This is a genomic window from Anabaena sp. AL09 (assembly GCF_001672255.1).
In the GTDB taxonomy this organism is placed as follows: domain Bacteria; phylum Cyanobacteriota; class Cyanobacteriia; order Cyanobacteriales; family Nostocaceae; genus Dolichospermum; species Dolichospermum lemmermannii.
In genome coordinates this window covers 70785-83627 of sequence record NZ_LJOQ01000106.1, presented here as the reverse complement: position 1 = coordinate 83627, position 12843 = coordinate 70785, and the positions used below count along the sequence as shown (strand labels likewise).

17 protein-coding genes and 1 pseudogene are annotated in these 12843 nt (G+C 35.5%); 7 read left to right on the top strand and 11 right to left on the bottom strand.

The genetic code is table 11. The features are described 5' to 3' along the window. Positions 1-59: 59 nt before the first annotated feature. The gene (gene apcD / locus AN490_RS22145; RefSeq protein WP_015083049.1) at positions 60-545 is read right to left on the bottom strand and encodes an allophycocyanin subunit alpha-B; all 486 of its coding nucleotides are present in this window, start codon (positions 543-545) and stop codon (positions 60-62) included. A 160-nt stretch (positions 546-705) separates the two neighbouring features. Here apcD and rlmD point away from each other — a divergent pair, with 160 nt between their 5' ends. After that, a complete protein-coding gene (gene rlmD, locus AN490_RS22140; RefSeq protein WP_300007084.1) occupies positions 706-2088 on the top strand; it encodes a 23S rRNA (uracil(1939)-C(5))-methyltransferase RlmD in 1383 nt (460 codons plus the stop codon). A 413-nt stretch (positions 2089-2501) separates the two neighbouring features. Next, positions 2502-2951 carry an anti-sigma regulatory factor gene (locus AN490_RS22135; RefSeq protein WP_168694936.1) on the top strand — a complete coding sequence of 150 codons (450 nt, stop codon included), beginning with the start codon at positions 2502-2504 and terminating at the stop codon, positions 2949-2951. A gap of 30 nt (positions 2952-2981) precedes the next feature. Here AN490_RS22135 and AN490_RS22130 read toward each other — a convergent pair whose 3' ends face one another. Further along, complete coding sequence (locus AN490_RS22130; protein WP_300007081.1) at positions 2982-3260, bottom strand: DUF6439 family protein; 279 nt, start codon at positions 3258-3260, stop codon at positions 2982-2984. 66 nt (positions 3261-3326) lie between these two features. Between AN490_RS22130 and AN490_RS22125 the strand changes: the two genes are divergently transcribed. Continuing rightward, positions 3327-3671 (top strand): hypothetical protein, encoded by a 345-nt coding sequence (locus tag AN490_RS22125; protein WP_271823879.1) that lies wholly within the window; start codon positions 3327-3329, stop codon positions 3669-3671. An 84-nt stretch (positions 3672-3755) separates the two neighbouring features. After that, positions 3756-5147, top strand: coding sequence for an asparagine--tRNA ligase (asnS, locus tag AN490_RS22120; RefSeq protein ID WP_300007078.1), 1392 nt, complete (start codon positions 3756-3758; stop codon positions 5145-5147). 49 nt (positions 5148-5196) lie between these two features. Here asnS and AN490_RS22115 read toward each other — a convergent pair whose 3' ends face one another. Then, on the bottom strand, positions 5197-6009 hold the full coding sequence (locus AN490_RS22115; RefSeq protein WP_300007076.1) for a DUF4351 domain-containing protein: 813 nt from the start codon (positions 6007-6009) through the stop codon (positions 5197-5199). 11 nt (positions 6010-6020) lie between these two features. Then, positions 6021-7379, bottom strand: a complete 1359-nt coding sequence (locus tag AN490_RS22110; protein WP_300007074.1) for an NACHT domain-containing protein — start codon at positions 7377-7379, stop codon at positions 6021-6023. Positions 7380-7742: 363 nt separating this feature from the next. Here AN490_RS22110 and AN490_RS22105 point away from each other — a divergent pair, with 363 nt between their 5' ends. From AN490_RS22105 to AN490_RS22095, 3 genes are all read left to right on the top strand, one after another. Continuing rightward, a complete protein-coding gene (locus AN490_RS22105) occupies positions 7743-8363 on the top strand; it encodes a hypothetical protein (RefSeq protein ID WP_300007072.1) in 621 nt (206 codons plus the stop codon). 346 nt (positions 8364-8709) lie between these two features. After that, positions 8710-9300 (top strand): cysteine peptidase family C39 domain-containing protein, encoded by a 591-nt coding sequence (locus AN490_RS22100; protein WP_300007070.1) that lies wholly within the window; start codon positions 8710-8712, stop codon positions 9298-9300. Further along, a complete protein-coding gene (locus tag AN490_RS22095; protein ID WP_300007068.1) occupies positions 9300-10379 on the top strand; it encodes an outer membrane beta-barrel protein in 1080 nt (359 codons plus the stop codon). The genes AN490_RS22100 and AN490_RS22095 overlap by 1 nt, the downstream gene beginning before the upstream one ends. A gap of 7 nt (positions 10380-10386) precedes the next feature. Here the strand turns inward: AN490_RS22095 and AN490_RS22090 are convergent, their stop codons facing one another. From AN490_RS22090 to AN490_RS22060, 7 genes and pseudogenes are all read right to left on the bottom strand, one after another. Continuing rightward, on the bottom strand, positions 10387-10575 hold the full coding sequence (locus AN490_RS22090; RefSeq protein WP_300007066.1) for a type II toxin-antitoxin system HicB family antitoxin: 189 nt from the start codon (positions 10573-10575) through the stop codon (positions 10387-10389). A 77-nt stretch (positions 10576-10652) separates the two neighbouring features. After that, positions 10653-10772 (bottom strand): annotated as a pseudogene (locus tag AN490_RS22085) (VapC toxin family PIN domain ribonuclease); the annotation flags it as partial. Positions 10773-10774: 2 nt separating this feature from the next. Continuing rightward, positions 10775-11116 carry a DUF5615 family PIN-like protein gene (locus AN490_RS22080; RefSeq protein WP_300007064.1) on the bottom strand — a complete coding sequence of 114 codons (342 nt, stop codon included), beginning with the start codon at positions 11114-11116 and terminating at the stop codon, positions 10775-10777. A gap of 3 nt (positions 11117-11119) precedes the next feature. Further along, positions 11120-11446: a DUF433 domain-containing protein gene (locus AN490_RS22075; RefSeq protein WP_300007278.1), complete on the bottom strand. Its 327-nt coding sequence runs from the start codon at positions 11444-11446 to the stop codon at positions 11120-11122. A gap of 79 nt (positions 11447-11525) precedes the next feature. Beyond that, the gene (locus AN490_RS22070; protein WP_300007062.1) at positions 11526-11819 is read right to left on the bottom strand and encodes a hypothetical protein; all 294 of its coding nucleotides are present in this window, start codon (positions 11817-11819) and stop codon (positions 11526-11528) included. 113 nt (positions 11820-11932) lie between these two features. After that, positions 11933-12238 (bottom strand): hypothetical protein, encoded by a 306-nt coding sequence (locus tag AN490_RS22065; protein WP_300007060.1) that lies wholly within the window; start codon positions 12236-12238, stop codon positions 11933-11935. After that, positions 12225-12614 carry a type II toxin-antitoxin system RelE/ParE family toxin gene (locus AN490_RS22060; protein ID WP_300007058.1) on the bottom strand — a complete coding sequence of 130 codons (390 nt, stop codon included), beginning with the start codon at positions 12612-12614 and terminating at the stop codon, positions 12225-12227. The genes AN490_RS22065 and AN490_RS22060 overlap by 14 nt, the downstream gene beginning before the upstream one ends. Positions 12615-12843: the final 229 nt, after the last annotated feature.

The following is a 12843-nucleotide window of genomic DNA, read 5'->3' as shown; positions in this document are numbered from 1 at the left end:
GGTTAATAACCTGATGGATATTGCCATAGCCACTACCAATTGTGGGGAATTAAAGACCTTTAAGACATCGCTTGAATGATGTAATCAAAGTAAGGTGCGGTTTCCCCAGCGTCTTCTGCATTCAATAAATCCAAAGACGCTTGTTTGAGGGAAGTGATAGCTTCTACCATTCCAGGAACAGGAACACCTAGAGAGTTGTACATTTCCCGCACACCAACCAAACCAATTTTTTCAATGGGTTCTTTGTCACCAGCAAGTACACCGTAGGTAATTAGGCGTAAATACCAGCCAAAGTCCCGAATACACAAAGCCCGTTGTTTTTCGCCGTAAGCATTACCACCAGGGGAGATAAAGTCAGGGCGTTTTTGCCAAAGTTTTTTGGTAGCTTCTTGAACGATCTTTTTCTCGTTTTCTGAAAGGGTAGCAGCGATTCTTGTCCGCTTTACACCTGTTTCCAAAAATGCTTTGATGTTTTTGAGTTCGCCACTGCTGGGGTAACGCAGTTCGTCGTCAGCTTGGAGAATAACTTGGCTAATTACAGTCATGATTATCTAAATGACCTGAAATATTTATATCTGCTAGTTTACCGACTTAGAGGGACATTCGTGAAGTGTATGGGAAGATAGGGATAAATGAATTTACAATTCTACATTGGGAACTCTCCCTTCCCTGTGAAAAAGTTCCCTCTTCCCTTATAACTGACTAATGACTAATACAATGTGGCGACAAGATGAAATTATCGAACTGGAAATTACTGATTTAAGCGACACTGGTGATGGTGTGGGACGCTTTGAGCAACGGGTGGTGTTTGTTCCTGATACCGTACCAGGAGATATCCTACTTGTCAAATTATTCAATGTTAAGCCAAAATATGCTCATGGACAGGTGCAGGAATTATTGCAAGCTTCGCCTCAACGGGTGCGTCCAAGTTGTATTGTCGCTGATAAATGTGGTGGTTGTCAATGGCAACATATTAAATATGATTACCAGTTATCAGCCAAACGCAATCAAGTAACCCAAGCTTTAGAAAGAATTGGCGGTTTTGTAAATCCACCAATAGATCCAGTTTTAGTGGCTGCTGCATCCTTTGGTTATCGCAACAAAGTTACTTATCCTATTGGTATGTCTGCTACAGGTCATGTCCAAGCTGGATATTATCAAAAAGGTAGCCATAAATTAATTAACTTGAATCAATGTCCCGTTCAAGACCAGCAGTTAAATCCTTTATTAGCTGAAATAAAATTAGATATTCAAAAGCAGGGTTGGTCAATTTATGACGAAACCCGCCACAAAGGCTTAATTCGCCATTTGGGTTTACGCATTGGCCGCCGCACAGGAGAAATGCTGCTAACTTTGGTCGTCAAAGATTGGAATTTACCAGGAATCGAAACCCAGGCACAGCAATGGTTACAGCGTTATCCTCAATTGGTCTGCGTGTCACTCAACCGCAATAGCGATCGCACAAATGCTATATTTGGATCAGAAACCCGTTGTCTAGCTGGAATTCCTTACCTGCGAGAAAAATTCGCCGGACTGGATTTTCAAATCGGACCAGATACCTTTTTCCAAGTGTACACAGAAACAGCCGAAGCACTTTTAGAGGTGATTCAGTCAGAACTAAATTTACAAGGTCATGAAGTCCTAGTAGATGCCTATTGTGGTGTAGGAACTTTAACTTTGCCCCTGGCCAAACAAGCACGGCACGTCACCGGGTTAGAATTGCAATCAACAGCAGTAGAACAGGCAATTGTTAATGCCCAACAGAATGGAATTAATAATGTGACTTTCCAAGTCGGCCCAGTGGAAAAAATTCTCCAGAATTTGGAAATTATACCAGACGTGGTCTTACTTGATCCACCCCGAAAAGGATGTGAAGCTAACGTTATCAAAACATTAAGAAACCTGAAACCATCTCGAATTGTTTACGTCAGTTGTAAAGTAGCCACTCTTGCCCGTGACCTAAAGTTACTTTGCGAAGAGGGGCTATATAAACTCACAAGGGTGCAACCTGCGGACTTTTTTCCGCAAACGGCTCATGTAGAAGCAGCCGCTTTTCTGGTGTTATCGGACAATGATCAGGATAGTTAATTCTTCACAAAAATAAAAATCAGAAATTTGTAGTCTAGTGGATACTCATAATGCTAGAATGAAATTACATAAAAATAGAAACTCATTTTGTTTTAAAGAAATCGAAGCTGCATAGAATCTTAATAAAGGTGAATAAAATTGTGTTAATTACAAAATGAGCAGTTAACGAGAATATCTTTCTCCTCTTGTTCAAAAATAGCAGTTTTTACTCATCTGCTAAATGAACAGATTAACTTAAGCAAATTGTAAATAAGCAATATGAATTCTCCCACTGAATTGTTATGCTCTAGCATTTTTATAAATTTAGTTTTACAGACGCAAGTTTGAAGGCAGCATGACTACCTAATTTTGATCAGAATGCCCAAAAAAGCAAACTGATGTCTAGCTAAATATAAAGCTACGGGGTTTCTCTTGTGATTACCATTTCTCTTCGTCCAGTTGGGCGTTATTGGGGGACAATTAGTTTTGCCTCCACCCTTTATCTTTGTCCAATCCTAGATTTACTCTTGACTGATATTCCGGCAAAATTACAATCTGAACTGCGACTAGGACTCCAAGAAGCCCTAGTAAATGCCGCTAAACATGGGAATAATCTTGATCCCGGCAAATTCGTCGTCGTTCGGTTCTCATTAATAGATAATCAGTATTGGTGGATTATCTCAGATCAGGGTAGCGGCTTCACTCCCTCCCTCGAAGATGATAGTGATCCCGATGACTATTTACCACCAGACGAAGCGGAAAGTGGACGGGGTATGTCTTTACTGCATCAGATTTTTGATCAAGTAGAATGGAATCGCAAAGGTACAGAACTCACGCTTTGTAAGCAATTAGAAAGCCGTCGTTTATTATCTTTGCGAAGATGAAAGGGAACAGGCAAAAAGATATATATTTCCCTATTCCTTAATTTCCTCACGCTGATGTCCGTGAGTTGGGCAGGGAGGGGCGGAAATTGACTTATCTAGCCAGCCTACAGCCTGTTGTAGCCTTGCCTGTGCCTCTTGGGGTTCATTTTTGACCAAAAATACCATTGCGGCGGCTGCCTGTTCACTAGCGCGGGAATTGCGGTTAGACTTGAGACGATGCCAATCATTAGGAGAGATACTCAGCCTTTCCATGAGTGCCTGTGCTAGTTCTAGAGTGCTAATTTCATTTAGTTGGCTAGTTTGTGACATAAGACTAAGTGCTGAGTTAAGAGTAAAAGTTATGATTTAATCATCATAGCCAATGACTAATCACCAATGACTAATTTAGACGAAAATCCCCAGCCAGATTTTGCACAGGAATTAGAGGAGGTAGAAACTTCACTGCGATTCTTGAAAGATAGATATACCCAAGTGCAAAATGATCAACAACAAAAGGCACAATGGCAACAGGAATTAAAAAATTTAAAGCAAAATAGAAAGCAGACTCCAGAAATTAAGAACGAACTAAGCCGCCTGCAAAAACAGTTAGAAACCTTAGAAATCAACTTAGAAAGCCAGTTGTTTTCTTGGAATAGCCTGAAAAGACCTTTTTGGCAAGCTATTCGTTTTGGTGGTTTAGGCGTTATTATAGGTTGGTTATTAAAATCTTGGGTGGGGTGATTTAAAATATCCCCGACTTCTAAGATCCCCGACTTCTTCAAGAAGTCGGGGATCTGATCCTTTAAAAAATACAAATTTTAGAAAATGCTAAATCGTCGTATTGCTGAAATATTAAGAAGTGGTAAACCCGAAGAAACTTTGGTAGTCCAAGGTTGGGTAAGAACAAAACGCGAATTGAAAGGATTTGCGTTTCTGGAAGTTAATGATGGTTCATCTTTGGGGAATTTGCAAGTTGTCATTAATCAAGACTTACCAGATTATCAAGGAATATTAAAACAAATCAATACAGGTGCTTCTATAGAAGTATCAGGAGTGCTAGTAGCTTCTCAAGGAAAAGGACAAAGAATAGAATTAAAAGCAGATACAGTGAAAGTATACGGAGACGCTGATCCTGATACCTATCCTCTGCAAAAGAAACGTCATTCCTTTGAGTTTCTGCGAACCATTGCCCATTTGCGTCCTCGAACTAACTCCTTTGGTGCGGTATTCCGGGTGAGAAATGCTTGCGCGACTGCTATTCACCAATTTTTTCAACAACGGGGCTTTTTATGGGTACATACTCCCATTATTACCGCTAGTGATTGTGAAGGTGCGGGGGAATTATTTAGTGTTACGAATTTCAACTTAAAGAATGTTCCCAAAACCGAAAATCAGGAAATTGATTATAGCCAAGACTTCTTTAGTAAACCGGCATATTTAACAGTTAGTGGCCAATTAGAAGCCGAAATTATGGCTATGGCTTTTACTAATGTCTATACCTTTGGTCCCACATTCCGGGCGGAAAATTCTAATACTTCGCGTCACTTAGCCGAATTTTGGATGGTTGAACCAGAAATGGCTTTTTGTGATTTAGAAGGTGATATGGATTTGGCTGAGGAGTTTCTCAAACACATTTTTAAATATGTGATGGAAACCTGTCCTGAAGACATGGAATTTTTCAATGAACGGATTGATAATACTGTTTTAGAAACTGCAAATAACATTATTAACAATCAATTTGAACGGTTGACTTATACAGAAGCAGTCAAACTTCTAGAAAAAGCCGATGTTAAATTTGATTATCCTGTGAGTTGGGGTGCAGATTTACAATCAGAACATGAACGCTATTTAGCCGAAAACCTGTTTAAAAAGCCTGTCATTGTTACAGATTATCCCGCACAAATCAAAGCTTTTTATATGCGGTTAAGTGACGATGAAAAAACCGTCCGCGCTATGGATATTCTCGCACCGAAAATAGGGGAAATTATTGGTGGTTCACAACGGGAAGAAAGACTTGATGTTTTAGAAAAACGGGTATTAGCACAAGGTATGAACCCGGAAGATTTGTGGTGGTATTTAGATTTGCGTCGTTATGGTACTGTTCCCCATGCTGGTTTCGGTTTGGGGTTTGAAAGGTTGGTACAATTTATGACAGGTATGGGGAATATTCGGGATGTCATTCCGTTCCCTCGCACACCAGAAAACGCGGAGTTTTAATGACTTTAGAGACGTTATTGATAACGTCTCTTTTAAAAATATTATCTTTCTAATTGCTAACTTTTTGATTTAACCAAGTTACCAAGTCAGCAACTTCATAAAAATCAAATAAGGCTTCTCCTAAATCTTCTAAATCGTCAGCAGATAAATTTCTAATCTTGGTCATTAATGGATCATTAACATCACCAAAACGCCGTTTTAAAAGACGATTAATCATTTTCAATGCTTCTTTTTGCACGATATCTTGATAAATGACAGACTCTTTCATAATATCCTCCCGGAGAAATTGACGAACTAAATCTTTTTCAAACCGTAAACCTGCGAGAACTTCTACACAACCAGCAATATTTTGTTGCTGTTCCCTATCTGGAATTGTAGCGACTTTTTGAGCTACTTGGGATAATAAACTTTGTGCTGAGTCAGTGCGGGTTAAAGTTGCTAAAGGTAATAATGCGGAATTATCTAAAAATGTCCTTGAATCTTGTTCCCAAAGACGCACAACCTCAAATTTGTGAATGGTGGTATGATCTCGATATTCTTCAGTAAAAGCGACTTCATTATCAGTTTCCTGCAAAAATATTAACACCTGAGTTACAGGACATTTATATTGACGCTTCAACCTGACAGAATAATCAAGCATTCGGAAATTAAGGGGAGTTTTAGATTTAGGTAAAGTCTGAAATTCAATATGCAGAATTTGGTTTGCTGTTTGCAGAAATGTCACAGAATCAGCACAAATGGGTTCAAGTGTTAATTCTGTTTTCAATACTTCAATTTGTGTTGGTTCTACCCCCAGTAACCAACGCACAAAATCAGCAGGATACTGTTCAGCTAAATATTTACAAGCGTTATCGTAGCTCAAATCTTTCTCCTTTATTTCATGTCCAAATATACTTTTAATAAAGAATTTAACTGAAATTTAACTCCTTCTTCTCTTAACACTTTTTCTACTAAACACCGTCGTGTTAAAGATTGTATAATTTGCAAAAATCTAGCATTTGATAATTCAAAATCAGCGGGTTTTTGGAAAATATCTATAGGTTCATTTTGTGTTGCTAACCAGTTGATAACCTTATTTTCTAATTCTGATAAACGTTCTAAATGATTTTCTAAAAGTGCTTCTATATCTCCTAAAAATAGATCATCATTAGCTGTTATAAATAGGGATACTTTACCATTAAAAAATTCTATTATAGTTAATATAATGATATTTAACCAATCAGGATGACCTTGATAAAGTCTTATTAATTCATCCCATTTATCCTCATCTTTTAAACCTTTTTCTCTCAATATTGCTTTAGCATCTTTTCCTAAACCTTGAAGATGTAATGTTTTTGTGTGTTTGTTTTGAATTTCTAAAGTTTCTATATCTGGGGGTTTTGCTGAACTAATCAAAATTAAACAACTTTGATGAGATGATGTGGCAATTTGTTGGAAAAATTTACTATAATCTTTATACTCTGTTAAATATTGACCTGCTAAGTTACCAAATTGAAAAATATTATCTACGTCATCAATGATTAGTAAACAACGAGATGAGTTAAAATAATCTATGATTTCAGGTAATGGGTTTGATTGTGATTGAGAAAAAAATTGTTTAAGTTTATCTTTAAGAGTTATTAGTTGAGGAAGATGATCAAGACTGCGATAAATAATATAATCAAATTCTGTTTTAATTTCTGAGATTAGTTTCAGAGTTAAAGCAGTTTTACCAATTCCACTTAATCCATAAATTGTGATTAGTCTGGTTTTATTTTCTAATATCCACTCTTTCAGAGTAGTAACTTCTGAATTGCGTCCATAATTATAGTTTAATTCTGGTACTTTTGTTAAATCAATTATTGGGGTTTGGTGTTTGGGTTGGGGAGGTTTAAAATGCTCTTGTCTATAGTTATTAGTTTGTATAAATTGACCACCAATATTAATATTATCAAGTAACAAACAATCCCCGGAATGGGAAGCTTGAGAAACACGATATTTCTTTTCTACTCTAGAACGAACATTATCACTATTAATGTCTTCTCCTAATACTTGACCTAATTTTTTCCATAATTTAGCTGCTTCCTGTTTGATTTTAGATTCACTACAGTGAAAATTTTTAGCTATTATAGAATATGCTTGTTTTTGCCAAACACCTGTTAATATTGTTTTCTCTATGGGAGTTAGATTTGATTCAGTTTCCTCAAACATCAAATTATCAATGTATTGTAAAATATCTTCAATATTATTCATCTGTAGTTACACTCTAAACTGTTGAAATTATAATTTTTATCCTATTACAAGTTGTAAGGGTTTAGCAATGCTAAACCCCTACCTAATGGAGTCAAACAAGTAAGCATTTATGGAAAGTTAATTTATTAACCGTTTTAATTATACATCAGGATGTTAAACAAATAAATTTAACCAAATTCCACTAAAAATGTACCAAATTGCACCAAATACACTAAATGTACTGAAATTGTATACCAAATCTTGCTGGTGTTTAAATATAACCAAATGTACGAAAAATTATGCACCAAATCATGTACCAAGCAATACTCATGTTTAGATATAAGGAAGTAAAATAAGTTTGTTAGTAGATTATAAAACGAAGACATGAATAGCAAAATCTTTTTAACAAGTTTGATGACCCTTGTAATGACTAATGCTAGTTTAGCTCCTGTTTTAGCAAACCCTGTAATTGAGCAGAAAAGAAGTGAAAAGCAAGAACTTCAAAGCAATGCTGCTGAAAATTCTGTAGTCCTGACTCCAGCAACCAAAGATACTCCTGGTGCAGTTCAAATGATTCCTGTTAAAGACTATATCGCTCTAAAAGGTGAAGCTAGTCTGGAAGGTAAACAAATTTTAGAAATTATTCCTCAAACTTCTGCACGCAATAAAAATGACAAAGATTCTGGCAAAAATAATAAATCTAGTTTAACACCAGAAGCAGATTACTTTGTTGTGCTTCCTCAAGGTCAAGAGCTATCTGCTCAAGAATTGGAAAAGGTAGAAGGTGAATTTTGGTGGGTAGCTGCTAGTTACGTAGGAGGAGCAGCCGCTGGTGTGGGTGTTAATGCTTATCAAAACATCCAAGCTGGACGACCTTGGCATCAAAATTGGGGTTCTTCAGCAGCGATAGGCGCTGGTTCCGTTAGCTGTGCATGGGCGAGAAACGGTGCTTGTGCTGGGACAGCCCTTCGTGGTTGGAATAACCGCAGCAATATGGGGTGGTAAGTGAACCATTACTACTAATAAATTGAATTTAGACTTACAGGCTTAAATGTTTGTAAGTCTATTTATTCTCATAACCTAATTTAGGTTCACAAATAAATCAAATATTCTTGATTATGAATAGCTCTAAAATTAAACAGGAATGGTTCTACCGTTCCCCTTATGATCAAACATCCTTTTAATATATCCAAAACCATTGGTGTACATGGGTTTAATCTTTTTGAAAATATTAAAACCTCAAATCCAATCGGTGTAGGGGTTTCAGGGATATTTTACCGAAAATATCATAAAGGGAGCGGTAGAGCCACAGGAATTAATACAAGGATTATTTATTTTAAGTATTTTTAACTTGACTACTGTTTCCGCTACAGCTTTACCTCAGTCATATCGAAATATCCGCTATCAAGGAGTAGTAGGACAAACCAGTTACTATACCTGTGGACCCGCAGCAGTAGCCACATTACTAAGATATTATTACGGCATAAATACCAGTGAAACCGAAATATTAGAATTATCAAATCAAGCCATTAAAGAAAGTGGTAAAAATCCAGAAGAAGGAAAAGGTATTAATGCTTTTGCTCTCCAAAAATCCTTAGCTAAAAAAGGTATTGTATCCAGAGGAATTAAAATTGCACCTGCCAATTTATCTGATTATTTTAATCGTGGTGGTGTACCCTTAATTCTTCATGTTACAAAACCTCAACTTCATTATGTTTTAGCAGTAGGAATGGTAGGAGATTGGGTAGTCATAGCTGATCCTTCTTGGGGACGGAAAATCATCCATCTCAATGATTTAATTAATGAGAAAGGTTTTGAAGGAGTAACGTTAATTCCTTTAACGCCTCGAACTTTATTAAGTCAGGTTAAACAAGAGCAAAATAATACTCTAGATTGGGCTAAAAATCGTTTATATAGGTTAGGTAAAGGAGTCAAAAACTAATGAAAAAACTAATTGCAAGCCTGATTATTTCCCTCTTTCCTCTTCCTGTATTAGCTCAAGTTCCTATTGATCCTTTAAGATTACCAGATAGTGAAGCGGGAAGTTATGTTTATACATTGGGAATAAATTATAGTCCTTATGGACAACAAAGAGAATTTGTTGACTTTTTTGGTGATCCTGGTACATTAACTCGTATAGATAACAATTTTAATCTTTCTTTTTCTGGCAGTTATAATTTTAATAAGAATATTAGCATCTATGGTAATGTAGCTCCTTCCTTATTCATTAGAGAAGAAAAGCAACAGTTTATAAATGAGTCAATCACCACAACAAACACAGAAACAGATATCGCAGGAGGTTTAGCTTTAGAATATCGTTTTGCACCTCAAGCAGTTTTAGATCCTCGATTATCAGTAGGGGTATCCTATCCTTTAGGAATTAATGTACAAACATCAGCTACATTATTAAAAGACCCAGTAGTTTTATTAGGTTCTTTAGCTTATAACAAATCTTTAGAATTTGATCAAGATAGTATTGCGTTCGGTATAGGTGCTGGTTTTATAGCCAATGAACATATTAACTTTAGTGCTACCGCTAGTCATAGCGTTCCATTAGAAGATGCAAGTTTTTCTACCACATCTCTTGGTTTTCGGACAGGATATAATTTAAATCAAAAAGGTGGATCAGAACTTGGTTTTAAAACTACTTTAAGTGTTACAGGTCAGGAAACAAGAGTAGGATTTTCTTTAGAATATGGTGGTCGTGGTCGTATTGGAAATGTTTTTAATGATTCTAATATTAATAAAAATGAAACCAATAAATCTGAAAATACATCTCCTAATTCAAAAACACCAAATTCAAGTATTAAAAATACTGAATCTAATCCACAGCAACAATTACCAATAAAACTAGGTGAGAATAATTCAGTACAATCTAGTAATAACTCTAATGATAATCAAAATTTAGAGAAATCTGTTCAAGAACTTTATCGTCGGTTAGAAGAAAAAGATGGTCAAATTGAACAATTACAACAACAAATCAATAAATTACAAGAAAAAATAGAGTTAAAAAATAAATAATTTACATTTATTGTGTGATCATAAAATAGCTCAGTAAGTTTTCTGGTTCATCCTCTGCATATAAACTGATTACTTCTTTAAGATTCTCTAATACTTCTTCAATGGTTTCTCCTTGAGTGTAACATCCATGAAAAATTGGTACTTCAGCCCAATAACCGCCTTCTTCGGCTGTATGAATTATTGCTTTAATTTTCATAAGGTTGGATTTTCCTGATAATAGGAGTGTGGTTACTTAATATTAAGTATATACAAAAATATATTTTACGTCCAGAACTAATTTTCTAACTGTAAATCTTTAACCCTAATTAAATCAGAATCGTGAGAAACTAAAACTAAATTATGAATAATAGCAGTAGCAGCTATCAAAATATCTGCGTCCTGAATAATTTTTCCGATTATTGCTGTGGACGAATTACTCTAACTAATCTATTTTCAAGAGTACCTTCACTAGAAATAGCATTATTGATAAGCGCTGCTTGTCTTTCTGTATTTAAGTCTTCCTTGCAGAGGATAATTCCAAAATGGTTAGGTTGAGATCGGTGCAGTCGCCTGAAATCATCCCAATTACGTGTCAAAACAGCGCGTTTATCCATGATCGCAAATTCTAGAACATCTTCATCGGGAATTCCTAATCTAGAGTTTCCTGTTTCTTCAGTAGTAAGGACATCGTGACCAAATATCCGCAGCAACTCTACAATAGGCAGAGGAAAATTTTCATCGGCATAAAGACGTGCCATTTTTCAACTTTCCTCATTCCTATGAATGGCAGCCTCAATCTCCTCTGAATGAGCATCAGCATAACCCCAAGCATTGACTAAATCCTCTGCTTTCAAGTGGGGAAAATCCTGTAATATTCGAGCATCGGAAGCATCTAGGCGGCGATAATTGACCAGCGACCAAATAGGGATGCGAGTATTGGCGATTCTGGCATCACCACCACACACTCCGGGAGTTTTTTCAATTCCTTGCCAAACATTGCTTAAACTTCGGACTAAGAGTTGGATGGCTTGTGCTTTTTCGGATGGACTTAATGCCAGAAGTTCTGGTTCTAAATCTTTTAAGGTCATAGATACTTTTGTTTTTGTATTTTTGGACATTTTGTTTTAGCGATGCTGACACAATACTAGTATCTAATAAATAACCCATTTAACCTCCATGTTTTACAGATTCATCAAAAATTAGCATTTGCTCTGGAGTCACATCATTTAACATTCCTGAAACTAAATGTAAAGATAAAATACTTTTAATCCGTTTCATTAATTCTTCCTCAGATATACTATTAACATCAGGGACAGCAACAGGATCAAAAGTACGATTAATTACTTCCAGCATTTTCTCTTTATCTAAGTTTTCTTGATAAAGAGGATTATTGTCAATTAAAGTTTTGACAATTTCGGTTAATTTTTGATAATTAGATTGATGATTAATAATTTGAGTCATAGTTAAACCTCCTTAAAATAATATCAGTTTTTGGCAATGTATTATATTTTGGGTAAAATAGCAAATTATGACCTTAATTCCGTTTTACCCAACTAAGATAGCGAGCTTAAAATTTACGCTACTAAAGAAATACGCTCTTCTCCTTTTTCAAGAATAAGACGATAACCACAAGATTGAACTATCTGTAAAAAATTACTAATGTTCATATCTTTTTGCTGACCAGAACAAATATCTTGAATAACAGCAGGAGGAATATTAACTTCTTCGGCTAATTGAGCAATGGATATATGATCATTCTCCATAATAGAGATTAATAACTCAGATAGTAAAAATTCCTGATATCCTGATGTAAATTTAGCTTTAAAATCGGGGCTTTGCATCATTCTATCAAAAGTTGATAGTTCTTCAATTTTCTTCATAATATGCTCCTTCTTGGTTACGTTTAATATAATCATTCATATAGTTGATAGCTTTTTCTTTCTGGTTTTTTGGTAATTTTTGTTGTTTTTTCTCAAAAGCATTGGTAACAATAATTTTTTGACCAGTAAAGAAGAAGCATAAAAATCGATCTGGTTGTGGTTTAAAAGCGTAAATTTTATCTCCTTCATTACGAAATTGCTCTTTATTACTTATTTGACCAAAATCACCAATTCGTTTGACTAAAAATAAAAATCTTAATTGTTGTTTCTCATCTAGTCTATTAAAATACTCTTGAGCTTTGCTTTCACCATTTTCATTAAAATACCACTCCAACTGAAACACTGAACCAACATAAATTAAATATTCTTTAGTCATATAAGTCCCATTATAGCAGCTACAATATCCCTGAAAAAGTAGGAATCAACAAAAAATAGTTATCGGATAGCTAAGAGAGTGAAAAATCACTGAAATGACATGATAATATTCATTTTGTCCGAATATAGTAATATTAGTTAAGTAAGTCGGCACGATAAAATCAATATACATTTTTTTCGTAAAAACCCTGAAATAACGTATCTATAAGGTATTTGTCGAATTTACATTC